The organism is Jiangella alkaliphila (assembly GCF_900105925.1).
Classification (GTDB): domain Bacteria; phylum Actinomycetota; class Actinomycetes; order Jiangellales; family Jiangellaceae; genus Jiangella; species Jiangella alkaliphila.
On sequence record NZ_LT629791.1, the window covers coordinates 2,064,877 to 2,088,007 of the forward strand.

Annotated in this window: 20 protein-coding genes; 8 read left to right on the forward strand and 12 right to left on the reverse strand. The window is 71.1% G+C overall.

The window, feature by feature from the left end:
* Positions 1-32 precede the first annotated feature (32 nt).
* Entirely contained in the window at positions 33-2,303 is a 2,271-nt protein-coding gene (locus tag BLV05_RS09675; protein WP_046770307.1) for a S9 family peptidase, read from the forward strand.
* Here the strand turns inward: BLV05_RS09675 and BLV05_RS09680 are convergent.
* The 9 genes from BLV05_RS09680 to BLV05_RS09720 all read right to left on the reverse strand — a co-directional run bounded on the left by BLV05_RS09680 (position 2,291) and on the right by BLV05_RS09720 (position 10,324).
* A complete protein-coding gene (locus BLV05_RS09680) occupies positions 2,291-3,529 on the reverse strand; it encodes a phosphopentomutase (protein WP_052762722.1) in 1,239 nt (412 codons plus the stop codon). The two genes, BLV05_RS09675 and BLV05_RS09680, sit on opposite strands and share 13 nt — an antisense overlap.
* Positions 3,526-4,689 carry an alanine racemase gene (locus BLV05_RS09685; RefSeq protein WP_046770308.1) on the reverse strand — a complete coding sequence of 388 codons (1,164 nt, stop codon included), beginning with the start codon at positions 4,687-4,689 and terminating at the stop codon, positions 3,526-3,528. The genes BLV05_RS09680 and BLV05_RS09685 overlap by 4 nt, the downstream gene beginning before the upstream one ends.
* Positions 4,689-5,798: an aminotransferase class V-fold PLP-dependent enzyme gene (locus BLV05_RS09690; RefSeq protein WP_046770309.1), complete on the reverse strand. Its 1,110-nt coding sequence runs from the start codon at positions 5,796-5,798 to the stop codon at positions 4,689-4,691. Before BLV05_RS09690 ends, BLV05_RS09685 begins: the two co-directional genes overlap by 1 nt.
* Positions 5,795-6,718 (reverse strand): phosphotriesterase family protein, encoded by a 924-nt coding sequence (locus BLV05_RS09695; RefSeq protein WP_046770310.1) that lies wholly within the window; start codon positions 6,716-6,718, stop codon positions 5,795-5,797. Before BLV05_RS09695 ends, BLV05_RS09690 begins: the two co-directional genes overlap by 4 nt.
* Positions 6,718-8,112, reverse strand: coding sequence for a YhfT family protein (locus BLV05_RS09700; protein ID WP_046770311.1), 1,395 nt, complete (start codon positions 8,110-8,112; stop codon positions 6,718-6,720). Before BLV05_RS09700 ends, BLV05_RS09695 begins: the two co-directional genes overlap by 1 nt.
* Positions 8,109-8,477 carry a DUF2620 family protein gene (locus BLV05_RS09705; RefSeq protein ID WP_046770312.1) on the reverse strand — a complete coding sequence of 123 codons (369 nt, stop codon included), beginning with the start codon at positions 8,475-8,477 and terminating at the stop codon, positions 8,109-8,111. Before BLV05_RS09705 ends, BLV05_RS09700 begins: the two co-directional genes overlap by 4 nt.
* Positions 8,474-8,854, reverse strand: a complete 381-nt coding sequence (locus tag BLV05_RS09710) for a hypothetical protein (protein WP_046770313.1) — start codon at positions 8,852-8,854, stop codon at positions 8,474-8,476. Before BLV05_RS09710 ends, BLV05_RS09705 begins: the two co-directional genes overlap by 4 nt.
* A 31-nt stretch (positions 8,855-8,885) precedes the next feature.
* A complete protein-coding gene (yhfZ, locus tag BLV05_RS09715; RefSeq protein ID WP_046770364.1) occupies positions 8,886-9,800 on the reverse strand; it encodes a GntR family transcriptional regulator YhfZ in 915 nt (304 codons plus the stop codon).
* A gap of 77 nt (positions 9,801-9,877) precedes the next feature.
* Entirely contained in the window at positions 9,878-10,324 is a 447-nt protein-coding gene (locus BLV05_RS09720) for an ester cyclase (protein ID WP_046770314.1), read from the reverse strand.
* Between the two features lie 116 nt (positions 10,325-10,440).
* Here BLV05_RS09720 and BLV05_RS09725 point away from each other — a divergent pair, with 116 nt between their 5' ends.
* A complete protein-coding gene (locus BLV05_RS09725; protein ID WP_046770315.1) occupies positions 10,441-11,334 on the forward strand; it encodes a LysR family transcriptional regulator in 894 nt (297 codons plus the stop codon).
* Positions 11,335-11,512: 178 nt separating this feature from the next.
* On the opposite strand, the gene BLV05_RS09730 is transcribed toward BLV05_RS09725, so the two are convergent.
* A complete protein-coding gene (locus BLV05_RS09730) occupies positions 11,513-11,701 on the reverse strand; it encodes a hypothetical protein (protein WP_152690877.1) in 189 nt (62 codons plus the stop codon).
* Positions 11,702-12,133: 432 nt separating this feature from the next.
* Here BLV05_RS09730 and BLV05_RS09735 point away from each other — a divergent pair, with 432 nt between their 5' ends.
* The 6 genes from BLV05_RS09735 (at position 12,134) to BLV05_RS09760 (ending at position 20,371) form a co-directional block, all read left to right on the forward strand.
* A complete protein-coding gene (locus tag BLV05_RS09735; protein WP_046770317.1) occupies positions 12,134-14,476 on the forward strand; it encodes a tetratricopeptide repeat protein in 2,343 nt (780 codons plus the stop codon).
* Positions 14,477-14,622: 146 nt separating this feature from the next.
* Complete coding sequence (locus tag BLV05_RS09740) at positions 14,623-15,648, forward strand: hypothetical protein (protein ID WP_152690878.1); 1,026 nt, start codon at positions 14,623-14,625, stop codon at positions 15,646-15,648.
* 26 nt (positions 15,649-15,674) lie between these two features.
* Positions 15,675-17,753 carry a PQQ-binding-like beta-propeller repeat protein gene (locus tag BLV05_RS09745; RefSeq protein WP_046770319.1) on the forward strand — a complete coding sequence of 693 codons (2,079 nt, stop codon included), beginning with the start codon at positions 15,675-15,677 and terminating at the stop codon, positions 17,751-17,753.
* Between the two features lie 234 nt (positions 17,754-17,987).
* Positions 17,988-18,578, forward strand: coding sequence for a nucleotidyltransferase domain-containing protein (locus BLV05_RS09750; RefSeq protein ID WP_046770365.1), 591 nt, complete (start codon positions 17,988-17,990; stop codon positions 18,576-18,578).
* Entirely contained in the window at positions 18,578-18,979 is a 402-nt protein-coding gene (locus BLV05_RS09755) for a hypothetical protein (protein ID WP_046770320.1), read from the forward strand. Before BLV05_RS09750 ends, BLV05_RS09755 begins: the two co-directional genes overlap by 1 nt.
* A gap of 927 nt (positions 18,980-19,906) precedes the next feature.
* On the forward strand, positions 19,907-20,371 hold the full coding sequence (locus BLV05_RS09760) for an NUDIX domain-containing protein (protein WP_152690879.1): 465 nt from the start codon (positions 19,907-19,909) through the stop codon (positions 20,369-20,371).
* Between the two features lie 151 nt (positions 20,372-20,522).
* On the opposite strand, the gene BLV05_RS09765 is transcribed toward BLV05_RS09760, so the two are convergent.
* Positions 20,523-21,041: a TrmH family RNA methyltransferase gene (locus BLV05_RS09765; RefSeq protein ID WP_046770321.1), complete on the reverse strand. Its 519-nt coding sequence runs from the start codon at positions 21,039-21,041 to the stop codon at positions 20,523-20,525.
* Positions 21,042-21,718: 677 nt separating this feature from the next.
* Complete coding sequence (gene tyrS, locus BLV05_RS09770; protein ID WP_046770322.1) at positions 21,719-23,122, reverse strand: tyrosine--tRNA ligase; 1,404 nt, start codon at positions 23,120-23,122, stop codon at positions 21,719-21,721.
* Between the last annotated feature and the right edge of the window lie 9 nt (positions 23,123-23,131).

Genomic DNA, 23,131 nt, shown 5'->3' on the forward strand with positions numbered 1-23,131 from the left:
CATCACCCGACGTCACCCGAGGAGCGAAACGTATGAGCACCGATCTGGCCGGCCGCTACGCCAAGGCCGAGGCACTGCTGGCGCACAACCTCAAGAAGCTGGTCCACTCCCAGCAGGTGCGGCCGAACTGGATCCGCGACACCGAGACGTTCTGGTACCGCAACCAGACGGCCGAAGGGGTGCGGTTCGTCCTCGTCGACGCCGAGGCGGGCACGCAGCGGCCGGCGTTCGACCACGAACGCCTGGCCCAGGCGCTCGGCGCCGTCCTCGACAAGGAGGTAGATCCGGCGCAGCTGCCGTTCTTCGGGATCGAGCTGACCGACGACGTGGTCCGGGTCGTCGACGGGGAGCAGCGGATCGAGATCTCGCTCGACACCTATGCCGCGACGATCCTCGGCCCGGCCCACGGCTCCGAGACGCGCTCACCGGACGGCCGCTGGTCGGTGGGGGTCCGCGACCACAACCTCTACCTCCGCGACACCGCGACGAACGAGGAACGGCAGCTCACCTCCGACGGCGCCGAGGCGTACTCGTACGGGACGCCGCCGGACTCCACCGCGAACCGTGTGATGCAGGAGAACCTCGGCTTCACCACGCCGCCGCTGGTCGTGTGGTCGCCCGACTCCACCCGTTTCGTCACCCACCGGCTCGACCAGCGCGATCTCGAGCTCATGCACCTGGTGCGGTCGGCGCCGGCGGGCGGTGGCCGGCCGACGCCGATGACCTATCGCTACGCCATGGTCGGCGAGGAGAACGTCGCGACCGCGGACTTCTTCGTCTTCGACGCGCGGACCGGGCAGGCCACCCAGGCGAAGTCCGAGCCGGTGCGGATGGACTACCTCTCGGCCATCGCGATCGGCCACGTGTGGTGGAACGCCGGCTCGACGACGGTGTACTGGCTCTCGGCCGGCCGGGGTGGCCGGACCGCTCGGCTGCACGAGTTCGACCCCGCGACCGGCGAGGTCACCGTGCTGGTCGAGGAGACCAGCGACACGAACGTCCTGCACGGCCCGCAGTTCTACGACCGCAACGTCAAGGTCCTGGACTCCGGCGAGGTGCTCTGGTGGTCCGAGCGCACCGGCTGGGGCCAGCTCTACCGGTACGCCGCCGACGGCACCGTCAGCACCGTCACCTCCGGCGACTGGCTGGCGCGCACGGTCGTCGGCGTGGACGAGCAGAACCGTCGCGTCGTCTTCACGGCGGCCGGGCGAGAGCCGGGTGCGGACCTGTACGTGCAGGGGCTCTACTCGGTGTCGCTCGACGGCGGCGAGATCACGGCCATCGCGTCCGACGGCCTCGACCACGACCCGCGGCCGTCGAGGTCGGGGCGGTTCTTCGTCGACGTCATGTCCCGGGTCGACGTCCCGGCGGTCTCGGTGCTGCGCGACGCGACCGGAGCGGTCGTCCTGGAGCTCGAGCGGGCCGACGCCACCGCGCTCTACGCGGCCGGCTGGTCGCCGCCGGAGCGGGTCGTCGTGAAGGCGGCCGACGGCGTGACGGACCTCTACTGCGCGATCTACAAGCCGCACGACTTCGACCCGTCTAAGACGTACCCGGTGCTCGACGAGATCTACCCCGGCCCGCAGGTCTCCACCACGCCGATCCGCTTCCCGCTGTCCGGCGGCGTTCTGACCGCCGAGCGGCACGCGGCGCCGTTCGCCGCCCTGGGATTCGTCGTCGTGGCGGTCGACGCGCGGGGGACGGCGATGCGGCACCGGGCCTTCCAGGACCACGCGCGGCTGGGCGGCGACGGCGAGTTCGTGGCCGACCACGTCGCGGCGATCAAGCAGCTCGGGCAGACCCGGCCATGGCTGGACCTCGACCGGGTCGGCATCTACGGCCACTCCGGCGGTGGCTACGCCTCGACCCGGAGCATGCTGCTGGCTCCGGACTTCTTCAAGGTCGCGGTGTCGTCCGCGGGTGACCACGACGACGCCACGTACCACGCCTGGTGGGGCGAGCGGTTCTTCGGGCTGCCCGACGAGTTCGACTACGGTCCGCACGCCAACGCCGCGGACGTCGGCAACCTCCAGGGCAAGCTGCTGCTGGCGCACGGCGCGATGGACGACAACGTCACGCCGCACCTGACGATGCGCCTGGTGGACGCGCTGATCGACGCCAACAAGGACTTCGACCTGTTCATCGTGCCGAACGCCGACCACAGCATGTTCCATCAGCAGGCCTACTGGCTCAGGCGCCGCTGGGACTACTTCGTGCGCCACCTGATGGGCGAGACGCCGCCGTCCTACCGCATCGCCGACGTCCCGGTCGACCCCGAGGTGATCGCCGCCTACATGGGCTGAGACGCGCTCAGCTCCGACTCGACGCCGCGGGCGGTCGCGTGGGCGGGCAGGCCCAGCCACCGCGCGACCGAGGCGCCGACGTCGGCCAGCGAGGCCAGGTCGTGCCCTCGCCGTGCCGACGCGCCGGACCCCGTCCCCGCCAGGACGGGGACCCACTCGCGGGTGTGGAACGGGTGACCGATCGTCGGGTCGTTGCCGTGGTCGCCGGTGACGACCAGCAGGTCCTCCGGGCCGAGCCGCGCCACGATCCGGGGCAGCGCGCGATCGACCGCCTCCAACTGCCCGGCGAACGCGGCCGGGTCCTGCGAGTGCCCGGCGAGGTCGGTCTGCTGGACGTTCGCCACGACCAGCCCGTGCCCCGCGGTCGCGGCGACGTCGGCCAGGACGGCGGGGGTGTCCACGCCCGGTCGCCGGTCCACCGGCGAGTCGGTCACCAGCAGGTCCGCGGCCTTCCCGATCAGCACCACCCGGTGGCCGGCCCGGGCGGCCGCCTCGGGTAGCTGGTGGGCGTGGTCGACCCTGGCGCCGAGGTGCTGCACCCGCAGCCCGCCGTTGCGGTAGAAGCCGCTGGCCGGGGTGTCCAGCCCAACGGTGCCGCCGGGGCCGGGACGGACGGCGTCGGTCAGCGGCCGGTCGGAGTGGCCGCCGACGGCGATGACGCGGGCGACCGGCGCCACGTCGCGCACGACCCGCGCGATGTCGAGGATCGCGGCGAAGTCGAGGTCGTCCAAGCGGGCGGAGACGTTCCAGTTCAGGCCGGGGTCGGCCTCCAGATTGTCGTGGACGAGCGCGGCGTCGTCGACGACGAGGACGGGGCCGTCGTCGAGCGTCCGCACCCGGTGCCCGCGGGCCCGCAGCGCCGCCGTCACCACGTCGATCCGGTCGGCCAGCCGGCACAGGACGACGTGGGACATGTCGGCGCCCATGAGCGTCTGGTGGCCGGCGAAGGAGTCCGCGCCGGGGTAGCCAAGCCCGGCCCGGGCGCCGGCCGCCCGCAGCAGCGGGACGGGCGCGGCGAGCAGGTCGCCCAGGTCCGGCCGCAGCGCCGCCAGCCCCAGCCCGGCCAGGTGCGGCACCCGCAGCGGGCGGCCCCGCTCGCGCACCGACCAGGCGGCGACGGCGCCGACGGTGTCCGCCGCGGCGTCGGCCGCCCGGACGGCAGCCGCGTCGGGCATCGCGCCGGTGCCGAAGCCGTCGAGGACGAGGACGGTGGCCGACGGGCTCACGCGACCCGGCTCCCGAGCGCGTCGAACACGCCGTCCAGCCGGGGACGCTCCGAGCCGATCCCGGCGACGACGGCCACCCGGGAGCGGGTGACGAAGATCTGCGTGCGGAACGCCATGACCGCCGTGTCGCCGACGCGCGCGCCGTCGCCGCCGCCGGTCCAGTCGAACCGCCGGTAGTAGTCGATGCTGCCCGCCGGTGTGTCGTGCAGCGTCGCCCGGCGGCGGCCGCCACCGGTGGCGACGAGCAGGTCGCGGGCCCGGCCGCGGCTGTAGAAGCCGCCGCCGAAGACGCTCGGCGCGGAGCCGAGCTGGGCGATCTCCGAGACGTACACCAGCGCCGGCCGCTCGGTGAGGCCGGCGTCGACGGCGTGCTCGGGCGTCGTGCCGGTGAGCGCGTGGCCGGGCTCGCCGACGGTGCCGCCGAGCCGCTGGATCTGCGGGATCGTGCTGACGCTGGTGTGGCTGGGCAGCGACAGCACGGGCTCGAGGCCGGCCGCGCGCATCGTCGCGGCGGCGGCGAGCACCCGGTCCAGCGTGCCCGTGGGCCGGGGCCGGCCGGCGTCGACGTCGAAGCTCAGGCAGGGGAAGCCGGTCGCGCCGGCGACGCGCACCCCGTCCAGCCGCGCGGCGTAGTCGAGCACGCCGGCGACGTCGCCGGGTTCGAAGCCGCCGTCCTGGCCGGGGAACGTCGACTCCGCCGCGCCGCGGATCTTCAGCAGCACCGGCTGGACCCGGCCGAGTTCGTGCGCGGCTGCGGCGATGGCGGCCAGGTTCTGCTCGTCCGCCGCGGTGACGTAGGCGGGCCGTTCCGCCAGCAGGCCGGGCAGCCGGCGCCGCGGCACCTGGACCAGGTGACCCAGGTTGCCCAGCCGGGCGCCCGCGCCGATCAGCGCGGCGGCCTCTCGGTGGTCGATCGCGGCGGCCAGCGGGAGGTGCTGGGCGACGGTCGAGGTGACGAGCGGGTTGCGGCCGTACTGCTTGGCGACGAACCACAGCTCGACGCCGTGCCGCGCGCCGGTCGCCGCCAGCGCGGCCGCGTTGTGGTCCACGGCGTCGAGGTCGATCACGTACGTGTCCGGTTCGATGGCGCCGGAGCGGTGCAGGTCGATCGCGGCCTCGACGAGCGCCGGGTTGCGCCGCTCGGTCATCGCCAGGAACATCAACGATCCCCTTCGGCCAGCGCCGACCGCAGCATCCGGGCGGTCAGCTCGGCGCCGGCGCGCATCGGGTTCACCCGGACCGCCCAGTCGGCCAGCTCCGGCTGCGCGGTGAGCGTCGACGACGACAGCCGGTAGACCAGCGGGGTGATCTCGTGCCGTGAGTTGGACCCGACGGGGAACGGCGCCGCGCCGTGCCGCGCGGCCCACGCCGGCAGCTGTGCCGCCACCGGCCGGTCCAGCAGCGCGACGACACACAGGTCCTGCGCGTTGGCCAGCCTGACGTCGACGACGCCGGGCACCTCGCCGCCCGCCAGCCGGCCGGCCAGCTCCGTCACCGCACCGGCCTGCGCGGCCCAGTTCAGCGGCACCATCACCAGCGCCTGCAGGGCCGCGAGCGCCTGGCCGCCCTGGACCTGGCCGCCGCCGGAGTAGTTCGCCGCCCGCGCCCGGCCGACCAGCTCGCCGTCGCCGACGACCACACCGACGCCCTCGGGGCCGTGCAGCTTGAACAGGGAGAACGCCGAGGCGGTCGCGCCGTGCTCGACGCCGGTCCGCGGGGTGCGGTAGACCGCGTAGTTGTCGTCCACGACGACCTTGCGGCCGGCCGCGACCGCCCGGGCGATGACGTCGGCGGGCTGGTGCCGGTCGGCCAGCCGCTGGCGCGAGTGCTGGACGTAGACCCAGCGCGCCGGGTCCTCGGCGAGGACGGTGTCGAGGGCCGCGTCGTCGTCGAAGTCGACCCGCGCCACGTCGGCCAGGCCGTCGCGGAACGTCGTCGCTGTCGTCGAATAGTCCGGAGCGTCGTGGGCGACGATCCGGCGTTGCCCCTCCGACCACGGCCCGGCCGAGAGCGCGGCCCGGATCGCGCCGGTCCCCGCGCCCTGGACCAGGCAGGCGTCCTCGGCGCCGAACGCCTGGGCCAGCGCCGCCTCCGCACGCGCCGTCGTGTCCGGCCGGCCGAGGCCCGCGACGACGCCGACGTCGGCGCGGAACAGCGCGCCGTCGGTGAAGTGGGTCGCGATCGCGGCGACCAGCCGCTGCTGCGCGGCCAGGGCGTCGTCGGCGGTCGCGATGGGCAGCGGGGTGGTCTCGGGCAGCGTAGGGCTCATGGGTGCTCCGTTCCGTCCAGCCAGCGCAGCGCGTTTTCTCGGTACAGCAAGTCGAGGTCCGTGGGGTCGATGCCGCGGGCGGCCAGCTCGGCGCGGAACGGGCCGAGCACGTGGCCGAAGCCCGGCCCGCCGCGGCTGGTCAGGTAGGCGTCGCGGGAGATGTCGTTGCTGAGCAGCACGTGCCGGGCGTGGCCGGCCTCCAGCAGGGCGAGCAGCAGCTCGATCCGCTTCTCGTCCGGCTGGTACGACGCCTTGCCGACGGTGTCGAACGCGACGTACGCGCCGGCGGCCGCGATGGCCCGGTGCTGCCCGGGGTCGTCGATGAGGTCCTGGTGGCCGATCGAGATGCGGTGCGGCGGGAGGCCCGCGGACGTGAGCAGGTCGAGCTGTTCCAGCCCGCCGCGCCCGAGGTGGGCGTGGGTCGCGACGGACAGGCCGGTCCGCAACGCGGCACCGGCGGCGGCCAGCAGGCCGACCCGTTCGGCCGGAGTGGCCCGCTCGCCGCTGCTGCCGATCTCGCCGATCACGCCGGGGCGGATCCCGCCGCCGAGCCCGCCGCCGATGTCGTCCACCAGCAGTCGCGTCGCCTGCTCGACGGAGTCGCCGGGCTCGCCGTCGGGGTGGAACCGCTCGTAGTACCAGCCGGTCGCGAGCACCACCTCGACGCCGGCCCGCTCGGCGATGGCGCGGGCCCGCGCCGGGTCGCCGCCCATCGCGCGGCCGGTCAGGTCGACGACGAGGCCCAGCCCGCCCGTGCTCCGGGCCGCGGCCAGCTCGGCCGCCACCGCGGCGTCGTCGCTGACCCGCGCCTCGGCGTCGCCGAACCGAGTGAGGTCCACGACCAGGTGCTCGTGCGCGAGGACCGTGCCGGGCACGTCCGCCGGCGCGAGCACCCGGCCGCCGGCCGTCCGGATCGGCATCAGCCCGCCACCGGCTGCACGAGGTCGACCAGATGCAGCAGGTTGAGCACGATGCCGCCGACGATGACCGCGGTCGGGCCGGCCGCCATCCGCACGATCGGACGTCCCATCGACTCGTTGAGCAGGTACAGGCCGCCGACCAGCGCGATGCCGAGGCCGCCGCCCATGGCCAGGCCGGCCATCAGTGAGCCGACCAGGATCGCCAGCGACAGCGACTCAGTGATCGCGTGCCTGATGTGGTCGGCCGACTCGCGCACGCTCGGCCAGTGCTGCAACCACCGGCCGACGGCGCTGAGCAGCAGCACCTCGGCCGACATGACCAGCGCGCCTAGCACGAACGCGATCGCGAGCGCCAGCGGCCAGGCGTCCACCCAGATGTGGGCGAGATAGCCGATCGGGTAGACGAAGGTGAACCCGGCCATCGCGTACGCGCCCGAGGCCAGCGCCGTCGTGGCGATGAGCGGCACGAAGCCGAAGGCGCGCAGGAAGTCGACCTGGGCGGCCTCGCCGTAGGTGCCGTCGGCGACGAGGAAGCTGGTGGCCTCGCCGCCGCCGAAGATGCCGCTGGCGGCCAGCGCCGCGACCATGCCGCCGAGGATGCCCAGCGGGATCACGTTCCTGCGCAGCCGCTCCGCGTTAGGCCCGAACAGCTGGTCCGACGCCGCGGCGGTCGCGGCCTGCCGCTCCTCGTGCTCGGCCCGGTCGGCCGCGGAACCGCCGGCCAGCACCAGCTGCTCGACCCGCCGGGCGGTCCGGTCCTGGGTCAGCGCGAACCCGAGCAGCATGATCACGCCGAGCGCCATGGCCAGCGACCCCGGGAACAGGTCCGGCCAGACGTTCATCGACAGCAGGATCATCGCGACCTCGGCGCCGAACGTGATCAGGCCCTTCGCGCGGCCGAACTGGCGGGTGATCGCCAGCACCGGGAACAGCGTGAACAGCCAGAGGATCGGGGTCGAGATCTGTTGCAGGGCCGTGACGAAGTCGATCGGCAGCGACGTCGCGGCCGAGTTGGCGGCGTTGAGGCCGAAGACGCAGACGGCGCCCCACGCCGCGCCGCCGGTGGCCGCGAGCCACCGCCACGGCGCGATCAGGCCGATGATCTCCACCGGCAGGAACACCAGCCACGGGTTGAGCACTCCGGTCGACAGCGCCATCGGCGCGCCGAGCCCGAAGATGAACCCGGCCGAGAGCCCGGTGACGATCGTCGCGGTGGCCAGCCGGGTGGACCGGCCCTGGATGTAGTCGAGCAGGAACGGCCGGGCGCCGTCGTTGAAGACCGCGAGCGCGGCGTTCGCGATCAGCGCCGCGAACGCGCACAGCACGATGACCAGCACGCTCTGCCAGGCGTCGAACGAGACCGACGCCGTGTCGGTGGCGGCGAGGAGCGTCATGCGTCCGCCCCCTGTCGTCTCGCGTCCAGTACCGCCCAGAGCGCCGGCACGACGTCCTGGACCTGGTCCAGGGCGAAGCCGAAGGCGAGGTTGCCCGCGTCGACGGCGGCCTCGATCGCCTCGGCGGAGGGGATCGACCGGCCGAACGTGTGCGTCTTGTCCGAGCCGAGCAGCCCCACGAGCACCCCGAGGCTCGCGCCGGCGCCGGTGTGGCAGGTGCCGAGGTAGTAGTCCGCCTCGCCGGTGCGCAGCTGGATGGCCGCGTCCATGTCCGTGCCGATGACGACGCTGTCGTCCGGTCCGAGCAGTGGTCGCAGCACCTCCGCGACCTCGGTCTTCGCAACTCCACCAGCGATGATCTTCATCGGTTCTCCTTGGTTGCGGTCAGCGCGAGGGCGCCGAGATGGAGGCTGAGGTATTGCTGCTCGACGGCGGACAGGGCGACGCCGAGCGCGGCTTGCGCACGGCCGGACACGCCGGCGGCGGCGTCCACGGCGGCCGGGGCCTCGTCGACGACCTGCTGGTAGACGGCGTCGGCCGGCGGCTCGACGTCCGGCTCGCCGCGCAGCAGCCGCCCGAGCGCGGCGACGAGGTGCGAGGTGAGCGAGCCCGCGGTGTCGTCGGTGACCTCGAAGTCCGGTTCGAGCCGGGCGAGCTCGCTGGTCACGAACTCGACGACACCCGGAGGGGTCTGCGCCATCTCGCGGAACAGGTCGAGGCGCAGGCGGAGGCGGTCGTCCATGCATCGCTCCGTCGGTAGGTGGGATGGTCGGTCAGTAGGTGGGGATCCGCCGGCCGCCCACGACGTCGTCCGCAGCCGTCCGCACGAGGTCGTCCACGAGCGCGGCCTTGACCGCGGTCGGCAGCGCCTCGGCGTCGCGGCGCGCGACGATGACGGCCGACGTGGTCGCGTCGTCCGCGAGCCCCTCGACCGGATGGACCGTGACCGGACTCGAGATGTGCGTGTCGATCTCGTCGAGGTTCCAGACGGTGGCATCGACGAGGCCGTCGGCGAAGTACCTGTTCAGCTGGTTGTAGGACACCTCGACCCGCCGCTGTGGCGGCAGCCCGGGGAACACGGCGGCGGTCAGCTCGGCCTGGTCGACCGACGCCGGGTCGACGGCCACCCGCAGCTGCGGGTCGTCCGGCGTCCGGCCCTGGGCCACGACGAGGCCGTGCGCACCGACGTAGGTGTGCGGGCCGAAGTCGCGGACGACGTCCAGCTCCGGGTCGGAGAGCGCGGCGAACCGCGACATCACCGCGAAGTCGGCCCGCTCCTCCCGCAGCGCGCGCATGCGGTCGGTCGACCCGCGCACGAACATCAACGTCAGCGGCACGCCGGCCTGCTGGAACGCCGCATGCATCCCCGTCGCGAGGCCCTCGTAGCGGCGCGAGTACGGCAGCGGCATGGCGACCGAGATCGATCGGCTGCCCGCGAACTCCCAGATCAACCCGTGGTCGATGGCCGAGACGAAGGTGCCCAGCTTGCCGCGCGGGCGGATCTCGACCGCGCCGGCCTCTTCCAGTAGTGCCAGCGCCGCCTGGACGGTGCCCTTGCCGACCTGGAACCTGTCGCTGAGCTCCTGGACGGTCGCCATCCGGTCGCCCGCCGACGCCGTCGACAGCTCGACGGCCAGCAGGTGGGCCACCGTGCCCACCTTCGACATCAGCATCTGGATGCGCGACATGGCGGGCATACTATCCAGAATTCTGGATATTGGCCAGAACTAGTTCGTGGTGGCGCTGACCAGCAGCTTCGCCGTGGTCAGGCGGCTGCGACGCCCAGCTGACGCAGGAAGTTGCGGTTGTCGGTGCGGACGAACTCCTCGACGAGCCGGCCCCGGTCGTCGAACCGGAAGATGTTGATGAGGTCCATCACCACGCGGGCGCCGGTGGGCTCCAGGCGGCCGGCCGGCGAGTGGGTGAACGGGCGCACGAAGGTCCCTTCGATCCACGTCTGGCAGGCGATCTGGTCGCCCTCGGCGATGACGATCCCGCGGCGGATGCTCCGGTCGTCGAAGGCCGATCGGAGCGACCGGAAGAAGTCGGTGAGGCCCGCGTAGTCGGTGTCGAAGCCGTCCGGTCCGTGGAACGCGAAGTTCTCGGTGTCGAAGTAGGAGTCGATCTCCTCCTGGCTCGCGCCGGCGACCTCCAGCTCTCCGGCGCGGACGAGGCGCGCGACGAGTTCGTCCCGGGTGAAGTGGTGCGTCATGTCGGATCCTTCTCGTTGGTGTCACCTCCAGCCTGCGTCCGGCCGAGGTATCACACAAGCGAGGATTCTCGACACCAGCCATGCTGAACGCGCATACCTGCGGCTAGGCTGCCGGGGTGGCGGAACTGACCCTGGTCGGCCTGCGCGTCGTCGTCGAGGTCGCGCGGGCGGGCTCCTTCAGCGCGGCCGCGGCGAGGCTGGGGTACACCCAGTCGGCGGTGTCGCGGCAGGTGGCGGTCACCGAGAAGGTCGCGGAGACGCCGCTGTTCGAGCGGCACGCCCGCGGCGTTCGTCCGACCGCGGCCGGCGAGGCGTTGGTCCGGCACGCGAGCCGGGTGCTCGACGGCGTCGCGACGGCGACCCAGGAGCTGGCGGGCATGCGCGACCGCCTCGTCATCGGCGGCTTCCCCACGGCCGCCGCGGTGCTGCTGCCGCGTGCCATCGCCAGGCTGACCGCGGCCCATCCCGGACTCCAGGTGCGGCTCACCGAGGCGTCGACCCCGGCGCAGCTCCTGGCGCTGCGTCGCGGACGCCTCGAGGTGGCCGTCCTCGCGACCGGCGACGGCCTCCCGGAGTACGACCTGGACGGGCTGCGGCTCACCGAGCTGCGCGGCGGAGGCGGTGCCGGGGTCGCCGTCGCCGACACCCACCCCTTCGCGGTACGCGACCGGGTCGAGCCGGCCGAGCTGGCCGACCAGGCGTGGGTGGTCGGCGCGCGTGTGGGCGACGCGCCGGAGTTCGGCGCCTGGCCCGGCATCGCCGAACCGGTGATCTCCTTCGCCGCCCGCGACTGGCCCACCCGGCTGGGGCTCGTCGCCGCGGGTCTCGGGATCGCGCTCGTGCCCGGCCTCGCCGCCCCGGCGATGCCACGCGGCGTGCGCTGGGTCCCCGTCCGCGGCGACGGCCTCGGACGCACCGCGTGGACCGCGACGAAGCCGGACCCCAGCGCAGCCGCGCAGGCGATGGTGCGCGCCTTGGAGGAGGAGCTCGGCTCGTGGGCCACCCCCTAGGGTGTGTCTCCCGAGTCTCGGCCGTAGCGAGCGGCGTCCAGGTGGATGCCTCGCAAGGCCGAGGAGGGAGTCATAGCGGTGCCTATGGCGACTGACGAGAACGCAGCGAGGCGCCGCCTGGGCGTCGCGCAGTAGGCCATGGACTTGGGAGACACACCCTAGGCGCCGACCTCGCGGATCAGGGCCAGTAGTCGCACCGGCTCGAGTTGTACCACCAGCCGTAGCCGCCGGTCTCGGTGTCGATCATGAAGTAGTCGTGGCCGACGCACGTGCCTGCTTGGACGGCGTTCGCGGGAACCGTGGCGGCCACCATTCCTGCCACCGCGACGCTGATACCCACCAGGCCGCTCACGATCACTCGACGCATCACTTGACCTCCGTGTTTTCCGACATCGGACGTGACGAAGCTAGCGGCGCCCGGCGGCCGGATGGCCCACTCCGGGCCGAACCCGAACGACCCCGAACGCCGGTGTCGTTAGGATCGTGGCGGCGCCGAGGGGAGCATCGATGGGCGACGGCCGCCCGCAGGCGGTGGGCCTGTGGAGTCTCGACGATCTGGCCGCCGGGATGGCCCGGCTGCGGGTCTGGGCGGGGTCGCCGTCCTACGCGCAGATCACGCGGCGCATCGCGGAGCTCCGGGAGGCTCGCGGGGGCGGCGCGCCCGGGCCGCGTCACCGTCTACGACGCCTTCCAGCCAGGCCGCCGGCGCGTCGACGCCGAGCTCGTCGGCGACATCGTCAGCGCGCTCGGGCTGGCGGAGGGGGAGGCGCTGACGTGGCGGCTGGCCGCCGGCCGGGCGATGGGTTCGGCGCCGGACCAGCTGGCGCTCGTCGCCGAGACCGTCGCCGACGCGGTGACCGAGTTCACCGGACGCGGACGCGAGCTGGCCGCCGTCAGATCCGCGGCATGGAACGCGGCGACCCTCATCACGGGCATGGCGGGGGTCGGCAAGACCGAGCTGGCCCTCCGGTCGGCCGCTCCGTTGCGGTCGGACCGGGCCGGGCTGAGCGCGCTGTTCGTCAATCTCCGCGGCTTCGAGCCGGACGGCGCTCCACCGCTGGCTCCGGGTGCGGTGCTGGTGAGCATCCTTCGGCTGCTCGGCGAGCGGGATCATCGCTGGCATGCGGACGACGTCGACGCGCTGATCGGGGAGTGCCGGCAGCGGTTCGCGGCCCGGCCGTACCTCGTCGTGTTCGACAACGCCGGCGATGAACGGCAGGTGGCGCCGCTGCTCGCCGCGACGACGCGCGCGCGGGTGCTGGTGACGAGCCGGCTGACCATGCCCGGCGTCGACGCCGGCCGGGCCGTACAGCGGATCGAGCTCGAGCCGTTCACCGAGGCCGAAGCCCTGGAGCTGTTCCGGCGGACGGCCGGCGCCGCGCGGATCGACGGCGAGCGCGAGTCGGCGCTGGAGATCGTCCGGGCGCACGGGCGGTTGCCGCTGTCGCTGGGCATCACCGCCCGGCGCATCGCCGAGCGCACCGACTGGACGCTCGCCGAGCTGGCCGATCAGCTGCGGCAGCGGCTCGCGGGACTGCGGCTGGAACCGGACGTCGACGCGTCGCTGGCGCTGTCCTACCAGGGGCTGTCCGTTGACGATCAGCGGTTCCTGCGCCTGCTCGCCCTGCATCCGGCCCATCTGCTCGACGCGCCGGCGGCTGCGGCGCTGGCGGGTCAGGACGTCGCCTCGGCCGGCGAGCGACTGGCCTTCCTCGCCGACCGTCATCTGCTGCAGCGCAGTGGTCCGGAGACCTACGGCCTGCACGACCTCGTCCGGGCCCAGCTCATCGCCGCGTCCGTCGACGAGGACCGGCCCACGGACCGGTCGGCGGCCGTGGCGCGGCTCCTCGATCACTACCGGAACGCGGCTCTCATCATGATCGCCGAACTCGGCCCACCCGATCCCGAGATGGCCGATCTGCCGCTGCTCACGGGCGACCCGTCCGCTCGCCCATGGCTGTCCGACGCTGCCCGGACGCCGGCCGGCCGCGTCGCCGCCCTGGCATGGTTGGACGCCAAGGCTGCCACGTTCGTCGCGCTGATCCAGAGCGAGCACGCTTACGAGCACGCCAAGGCGACGGTGGCGCTGGTCCTGGTGCTCGCGCCGTATCTGCGGCTGCGGGCGGACCTTCAAGTCGTGCTCGACCTGCACCTGCGTGCGCGCGATGCCGCTGAGCGGCACGGCGACCCCGTCGTGATCGCGTTGACCGAGCGGCAGATCGGCGGGACCTGGCTGCGGATCGGTGACCTCGCCGCCGGCCGTCAGCACCTCACCGCGGCGGCCGACCTGTTCGCCGCGACCGATCACGACCTCGGGCTGGCCCAGGCGATCAGCTCGCTGGCGATCGTCGACGCCGAGGGCGGAGATCATCGCAAGGCGGTCGACGGGTTCCGTGCGGCCCAGCGGATCTATCAGCGCCACGGTCTGGAGCGCGCGGTGCGGGTCGTCGCGAACAACCTGGCGGTGGCCCAGGTCCACACCGGTGAGCTGGCCGAACGTCTCGCACATTTCGAGCGCGAGATCGCCACCTGCCTCGAGAAGAGCGAGCACGACCGGGAGATCATCGCCCGCACCAACGCGGCATCGTTCTGCCTGCAGCTCGGCCGATTCGCCGAAGCCCGCGACCACGCCGAGCGCGGCCTGGCGTTGTGCCGGCAGCTCGGCGATCGGATCGGCGAGGCCTACCTCGAGCAGAACCTGGCGGAGGCGCTTGCGGCCTCCGGCGACGTCGACGAAGCCGCCCGTCGGCTTGGGGCCGCGTTCGAGCTCGCGCAGGAGCTCGGCGACCGCGGGCTGGAGGTGCACCTGCACCGGACGGCCGGCGTGGCCGACTGCTACCGCGGCGATCTCGACGACGCCGAACGGGCGTTCACGACCGCCCGGGACATCGCCGCGGAGCTGTCCGACCAGCTCAGCGTCGCCGCCGCCGACGAAGGGCTCGCCGCCGTCGCGTGCGCCCGCGGCGACCGCGACACTGCCCACGACCTGTGGACGCGCGCCGGTGACCGGTACCGGGCCGCCTCGCTGCCCGAGGCCGCGCGGGTCGCCGCCCACCTCGCCCGTCTCGACGCCGGCGACGACTGCGGCTGCCGGCGACCCGACAGCCCACTCGTCATCGATCGAGCCCTGACCCGAGTGTGACGACGTAGCCGAACTGCCGGGCCTTCGCCCGAACGCTCCATTGCGGCCGTGACCGCAATCGAACCTCACGCCAGGTCTTGCCAGCCGAGCGGCGAGACCCTAGCATTCCGGTCTAGACCGGAATCGAACCATCCATGGAGGCATCCATGAACGTTCGTTCGTTGGCCGCGGCGTCAGTCCTCGTGCTGGCCGCCGGTCTCCTCCAACCCGTCGCCGCCCACGCGGCCACGTCCGTCACCTTCACTCCGCGCACGATCCTCGCGCCCGGCCTGCCGACCGCGGAGGAAGGCGGTGGCGTCGACCAGAACGTCACGCCCGTGGGCACCATCTCGCTGACCATGACCGCGTCGCAGTCCGCGTACGTCGTCTCGAAGATGCGCGTCAACAGCGCGACCATCCGCAGCCTGTTCGACAACGAGGTCGTCTGCTCCGGACGGGGAGCCTGGAGCAAGAACATGGTGATCGGCCAGAACGTGTACGACATCCATTCGGGCTCGCCGAACCAGGACGTGACGCTCTACACCCGGTTCCTCATCCACCCCGGGGTCGCCGGCACCGTCACCTGCACCGCCAACGTGCGCGGCAACTCGCTCAGCAACGACGACGCCACGTACCGCTTGGTCAGCGGCTACATCCAGTTCGCCGACACGTCGGTCATCAACAACCCGCTCAACGGCAAGCCGGTGCAGGGCAGTGTCAGCGCCGGGGTGCACCGCCTCAACGCCGGCACCCCCGTACAGCGGCTGCCCGCGCTCGACGACTTCACCATGCCGTCCGGAGTGACGAACCTGAACGTGGTGGGCGACGCCGAGCTGATGGTGTGCGTGCCGAGCACGCCGTGCGACCGGTACCAGTCCGCGCAGGTGAAGTTCACTCTGTTCATCAACCAGTGGAGGTCGGACGGCACCTTGTGCAAGACCGACGCCAGCATCCAGGTCACGCACGACGTGCCGTACTGGGTGCACCACAAGTACGTGCCGTTGAACAAGGCCGACTTCACCGTCAGCGACGCACCCGGGTGCATTCCCCGCTTCAACGCCTATGTGAAGGCCGAATGGCTGGGCGGTGAGACCGCCGGCATCCAGGGGACGGCGCTCGACCTGCCCGACTCCCGCGGCTCGAGCAGCACGCACGACTCCGACATGAGCCACGCCTTCGTCCTGCCGTCGTGATCGTCCCAGAGGAAGGGTGCACGCGCATGCCTGTACGGAACCGCTCCTCGTGGCTGCTGGTGGTCTCGGCCGTGATCGCCGCGCTCACCCTCGCTCCGGCCACGGCTGCCACCGCGCAGACCACCTATCCGCAGTACACCGACCGCGGCACCGTGCCGCTGACGGCGACCACGACCTCGGGCGGCGAGACGGCCCGCATGCCCGACGGCACGTACCGGACCTGGCTCGCCGTGACGGGCCTGCCCGCCGCCGGCGTGCCCGCGTACCTGGCCGAGATCGACCCGTTCACCCGGACGGTGGTGCGCAAGCTCCCCATGGAGAACGCGTCCGGCGCTTGGGGCGTGTCCGTCGCCGACAACGGTGACGTGTACGTCGCCACCAGCGTCGACGGTGACCTGTTCCGGTTGCCGTGGGGCAGCGCCGACATCGAGAACCTCGGCCGCCCACTCCCCGACGTGAGCTTCCTCTGGGAAGGCGACACCGACGAGAACGGGACGTACTACATCGGCACGTATCACGGGTACGCGACGGGTGGACTGCCGCCGGCGCACCTCGTGAGCTGGGACCCGGACACCCGGCAGTACCGCGACTACGGCACGTTCGGCGACCGGTACACCTACGTCCGGTCGGTCGAGTACGTCGACGGGCAGCTGTACGTCGGGGTCGGGCCGTTCACCGCGTTCTACCGTGTCGACCCGGTGACGGGCGACAAGACGGAGATCGCCCTGCCGCCGGGGGTGTCGGGCGACAAGTACACCTATCAGCTCGACGACGCGGGCGGCTACCTCTACGTGCTGTTCGCCGGTGGCGTGGAACCGGCCGTCGGCTGGGTCTACGACGTCGGACGCCAGCAGTGGAGCCGGCACGGCAGCCTGGGCGCCTACGCGGGCCAGTCCGTGACCAGCGCGGCTCGCAACGGCGAGGTGTACATGGTGCGGAACGGCGAGCTGACGGCGTACCAGCCGCACGGCGGGCGGTTCCGGCCGACCGGGTTCGTCGGCAACGCCGACCTCGGCGGGCTCGGTGCGGCCAAGGGCATCGAGCGGGTGGTCGACCCCGCCACCGGCCACGAGATGATCGTCGGCGGACAGCCCACCGGCCTGGTCTTCCAGTACGACCTCGTGACCGGCGAGGGGTCCATCGGCCCCGTCGACGGGCTGACCGGCACGCCGACCGCTCCTCGGTCGCTCGCCGTCGGGCCGGACGACCGGGTCTACGGAGGCGGCTACTTCTCCGGCGGTCTCGTCGCGTGGGACCCGGACACCACCGAGTGGTCGGTGTACGAGTTCCACCACCAGATCGAGGGCATGGCCACGCACGACGGCATCCTCTATCTGGGCGTGTACCCGAACGCCGAGATCTACGCCTACGACCCCGCCCAGCCGTTCAGCGACACCAACCCGAAGCTGGTGTTCGATCTCAAGGCCTACGGACAGGAACGGCCGTGGACGCTGGTCTCCGCGGGCGACTACCTGGCCATCGGCACGTCGCCGAAGAACAGCGAGACCGAGGGGGCGCTCGCCCTCTACGACCCCGGGAGCGGCACGCATCGCGTCTTCAAGGGGATCGCCGGCCCGCAGGAGATCAGCGCCCTGACCTACCGCGACGGCGTCGTCTACGGCGGTTCGCTGGGCTGCTGCCCGTCGAAACAGGACGGACGGGTGTTCGCGCTCGACGCGGCCACCGGCGAGAAACTCTGGGACACCGTTCCGATGCCCGGTGAACACGGCGTCAACGGGCTCGCGTTCGACGACCAGGGCCGGCTGTTCGGTCTCACCGCCGGCAAGAGCTTCGAGCTCGACCTGACCACCCACCAGGTCACCCGCTCGGCCGAATACGTCGCGTGGAACTGGCCGCCGACGGTCGGATTCCAACCGCGCGCCGTCAACCTCGTCTTCGATCCACACGACGGTTTCCTCTACGGCACCGTCGCGAGCAGGTTCGTGCGCATCGACCCCGAAACTTTGGTCAACACGGCACCAGGCGTCCGCGCCCAGCCCAGCCTCTTCGCCACGTCGTCCACCGGCGTCGGTCCGAAGTACTTCCTCCAAGGCAACAACCGCCTGGTCGAGAGTCTCTGGTACCCCGAGGAGGAAGGTCCGTGAGCGGCACCTTCGATGACGATCAACGGCGGCGGTGTGTTTCCTGCTTGGCGCCCCGGCAGGATTCGATGCAGGTGGGAATCTGCCAACCAGCAGGTTCTTGAGGGAAGACTGGTCATCGAGCGCCAAGCCTGCCTCGCTATGTGACGTCGCCCGCCACGAGCCGCGCCTCCCGTATGACAGTGCTACCAGTCATGTGACTGGCTCGCCGATCATATGACTGGTATTCTGGTCACCATGTTCTTCAATGAGCCGTTCGGCGGGGTCGTCCCAGGCGCTCGCGGTGCGGTGCTGGCGACGCTACTGCGCACCGGCATGCCTCTGACCGGGCGACAGATCCACGGGCTGGTCAGCGACGACTACAGCCTCTGGACGGTCCAGGAGGCGTTGAAGGTACTGGTCAAGCTTGGTCTGGTCGAGACGCAGACGATTGGTCGGGCTGGCGTGCACATCATTAATGAGGACCACGTGGCGGTGGGTCCGTTGCGCATGCTCCTCGACCCGATCGCGGTTCTGCGGGAGGCCGTCACGGCGATCACCGGTTCGGACGTGTCGGCGGTGATCCTGTTCGGGTCGATCGGACGCGGTGAGGCGATGGACGACAGTGACGTCGATCTGGCAGTGATCGCTCCCCGGGGCTGGGACAAGCGTGTCGAGCTCGAGGACAGCGTCCGCGCGCGGCTCGGCAACGACTGCGATGTGCTCGTGTTCACCAGGGCCGAGTTCGACCAGCTTGCCGCCGACGGTGAGCCCGTTGTCAGCGACATCCTCCGTGACGGCGTCGCCCTGATCGGCGCGATGCCGCGGGGCAAGCGCGGAGTGGTCTGATGGCGACGGCTGAGCAGCGCAACCACGCGAGGAGCTACCTCAAGAAATCGATGGAGTACCTCGAATCCGCCGAAGCCAACGTGGTCGCCGAGCGCTACACACCGGCAGCCGGCGATGCGATCCACGCCGGCATCAGCGCGAAGGACGCCATCGTCACAGTGCTGACCGGGTCGACGGGCAAGAGCAGAGACCACGCGGCGGCCGCCAAGGAACTGCGGCAGGCGCTGGCGAGGCGATCAGAAGCGGCCACAGCTGAGCGGGCGCTACGCGAGTTGATCGCGGCCAAAGGCGACGTCGAGTATGGGACCAACGTGGTGACCGCAACCAGAGCAGAACCGCTCGTCCGCCGAGCACGGACACTGGTCGAGCTCGCGATCGCGATCGTCCGTCTGGGTAGCTGAAGGATCTGTCTGGCAGGGGTCCGCCCTCGTTCGGACTCGCGTATGTCGCGCGTCAGATTCGTCGCAGGACCCGTAGTGCGTGTGGGCTCGGGCCGAGAAGGATCACCACCAGCCGACGGTGTCTCTCGCCGCCTGGCGTGCAACATACGTACAACTTGCGACGGCGAAACTCGGCACCTCGCGGGTTAACCGGCGCCGGCGAATGCGCTGTTCAGCGGGTGCCCCCGGCAGGGTTCAACGCAGATGGGAATCGGGACGACCAGCGGGTTCTCGCTGAACAGGCTGGTCGTTGAGTGCCGAGTTGGTCTGGCTACTGACAGCCGCGAGGCCCGATAGTGCAGCATCCGACATCGTCCGCGTTGATCGGCACACGGTCGGTCAGACGGCGCGTGTGCGGGTACGCGTTCAGCGGCATTCGATCGTGCGGTACGTCGGTACTGGACGGTGTGGGAGAGAGGTATCGCACTGTCGTGGACGCATACCTACCTCGGCTCGTCGACCCCTTGATCGAGCAGCTTTCGGCTGGGTTCCCAGCTGTTCTGGTCGTGGGTTCCCGGGCGTGCGGAAAGACGACGACCACAGCCTGGCACGTACGTACGATCGTGCGGCTGGACCGAGAGTCGGAGGCGGCGGCCGTTTCGCGCCGTTCCTGATGGCGCGTTCGAAGTCGCGAGGCCAGTGCTGTTGGACGAGTGACAGTTGACACCTGAGGGTGCTGGCTGCGGTCAAGCGGGCGGTCGATTGACCGACCCAGGACGGTTCAATGCGACAGCGAACCCACCCTGTATCACCTGCGGACCCAGCAAGGCCGGCCGGCCCAGCGGGCGGCGGTTCGGCACCCGGCCGAGATCCTCACTGGCGGCCGCTCGGACAACGACCCAAAGCGCCTCACCTGACGAACGTGGCGCTGGCTCTAGGCTGGATGGCGTGACGGTGACAGTGGGACGGCGCGCGGCACGGGCGATCCTGATCGATGATCGCGGTCGGTTGGTGTTGATCAAGCGATCGAAGCCGGGGCAGGCACCGTACTGGACCGCGCCGGGTGGCGGCGTCGAGGACACGGACGCCTCGGTGGAGGTGGCGCTGTATCGGGAGCTGGCGGAGGAGTTGGGCGCACTGGCCACGGACGCCTCACAGGTGTTTCTGTTCAGCTCTCCGTCGGATGCCGGGGTCACGGTGCAGTATTTCTTCGTTGCGCGGCTGGCCGGCCTGGACGAGTCGGCCCGTAGCGGTCCGGAGTTCAGCGATCCGTCGCGGGGCACGTACGACCTGGACCGGGTCGACCTTCTCGGAGATGATCTAGTAGCGATCGACTTGAGGCCGGCCCCGTTGAAGGAGTTCATTCTGGCCAACCGGGAAGCGTTGCTGGTCCGGGCTGGCGTGTCCACCTGAGCTGCTGCTTATGTGCCCAGCGGAGGTCAGCGGGAAGGTCGGCGCGGCTGGGTGCGGAGTCAGGCTGAGGCACATGGCCGGGACGGAGGCGATCGCTGAGGCCAGGGTGGGGTCCGCGTGGGTTCGCGTGATCGTCCGCTGAGTCCCCCGGTCATGAGAGTCCCGCGAGCCGGTAGGCGACGAGGCTGGCCGCCACAGCGACGTTGAGGCTGGCGCCCCAGCCAATCATGGGGATCTCGACGCACTCGTCCACACCGGCGAGCACCTCGTCGGGCACGCCGTTGTGCTCGTGGCCGAGCAGGAGCACGGTGGGCTCGCGGGCTGGTGCGAGCCGGGCTAGCGATGTCGCACCGTCAGCGAGCTCGACCGCGACGATGCGCTTGCCCGCCGCGCGTTGCTCATCGAGCCACGCCTCCTTGCTGGGTGCGACCCAGTGGACGCAGGGCCGCCGGCCGCGCAGCGTGTCACCGATCTGCAGCGCATCCCGGTAGTGCCTGGTGCGGGGCGCCGCGAGGCACGCACCGATCGCGTCGCAGGTCCGTAGCAAGGTGCCGAGGTTGGCGTCGTAGGCCACCCACAGGGGAGCGATGATGAGGTGGTCCCAGCACCCGTGCCGGGATTGACGGCGTTGGGCCCGTAGCTCGCGGGGCTTGGTCTTCGCGCCGCTCATGGGCGCGTGGCGAGTCCTCCGGAAACGGTCATGCGGTTGGCGCCCTTCAGCGGCGGCGCCGGTCCATCGACGTAGGTCTGAGAGAGGATACCGGACGACGTCGTCCAGGAGAGCCCTGAGACCTCACGTGGTGCCCCCGGCCGGGTTTCGATGCAGATGGGAATCATCGTGACCACCGGTTTCTTGGTGGCGGATTAGTCGTCGAGCAGAACATGCGGCTCGATCGATCGTGATGCCTGGGCAGCGTCGGCCGTCGTATCGTCGACCTACGCACACAATCTTCTCCCCTACGACGGCTGACATTGTCACGCGACGGTTGTTCTGATATCCCCGGCGGCGGGGAACCGGAACGGCGGTCCGATGCGGTCGATCTGCGAGCAGATCGACCGCATCGCTCGGCACACGTACTACGGGACACTGATCGAGCTTGAACTGCAGCCCGCCGCGTGGCGCGTCATGGACGGCTGATGAGCGGATCAACGTTCGTCCGGGTGTATTGATTGATCCGACGAGCATTCTCACGCGGCAGGTCAAGCAGGGTGTGGTGGGGCGTTACGCGCTGGATATACTCACGCGCGCCCGGGACGGGGCTCGACGCGCATGCCGAAGCACTGCTTCAACGTCGGGAACGTGCTACGGCTTCCGCGTGGAAGAGGTCCGCGTTGACCAGCTCGATCTCAGGTGTCAATGCGGGCGACCCTACGACCCACCTTGAGATACAGGTCGGCACCGTCCAGCGCGCCGATCTCGCTGACGATTGCGCCGAGCGTTTGCTGAACAGCGGCCTCCGTGAGGGGCATCGGTTGCTGGCCTCCGTTCCATTCGCGGATCAGGCGGAGGCCCTTCTGCTGGGCCACACGACGCACCGCGGAGATGCTGGGAGCGAAGTCCAAGGTGTGGCTGACCAAGGCTCCAATTGTGTCTTCGGCGTGGTCCTTCAGGGAGACTGCGGGGAGGTTAAGGGTGTCCGCGAAGGAGCGCTTGGAGAAGCGCGCCGTGAACTCCGCGCGGGCGGCGGCGGCAGCGTCGAGGCCGTGGAGAGTGGCCACCACCTCGCCGGCCAGGATCCGCTTGATTGCCATTGGGTGCGCGGTGCCTGCCTCCAGGAGCTTGGTGACAACTCGGATCTCGGCGTCCGTCCATTCAGTGAGCAATTGGAGGTACGGCTCGGTCAGGTGATCGGGGATGGACATCAGCCGGCCGTAGACCTCGTCTGGCGAGGCTGTCAGGCCCACGTAGTTACCCTTGCTCTTGCTCATCTTGGCGCCCGTGCCGTCGGTGCCCTCGATGAGCGGGGTGGTGATGACGACCTCGGGGGCCTGGTCCGAGATCTCCATGACCTTGCGGCACATCTGGAGGTTCAGCAGCTGATCCACGCCTCCGAGCTCGACATCGGCGTCGATGGCCACCGAGTCCCACGCCATGACGACGGAGTACACGAACTCGGCGACGGACAGGCCATGACCCTCGGCGAGTCGGGTGCGGAAGTCCTCGCGCTGGAGCGACATGGAGACCGGTACCCGGGCAAGGACACCGACGAGCTCCGGCAGTGTGACCTTGTTCAGCCACTCGCCGTTGAAACGCAGGTCGGCGCGCTCGAAGTCGATGAACGGCGTGACCTGCTGCTGGTAGCCGCTCAGGTTGCGCGCGATGTCGTCGTCAGTGAGGGACGGGCGCTCGGAGGAGCGTCCGGACGGGTCGCCGATCTTGGCCGTGACGTCGCCGATGATGAAAACCACGTGGTGGCCCATCCGCTGGAACCTGCTGGCGATGATGATCGGCACCGCGTGGCCGAGGTGGACGTCGGGCGAGGTCGGGTCGATGCCGTACTTGACAACGAACGGACGTCCCGCGGCCTGCGCGGCTTCGATCTTCTCGGCGAGCACCGCGGCCGAGGGAATCAGGTGATTCGCGCGACCCTCGACCAGCGCGGCCTGCTCAAGGGGCGAGAGGTCGGAGAGGTCTAGAGAACGCCTAGCTGTTGTCTCGCCGAGGAGCTGCGCGACCGTATAGTCCGCACCCAGGTCAGCGCCCTCGAGGAGGTGCATGACACGGGTGACAGACTCGCTCAAACGGCTCATGGCGCCTAT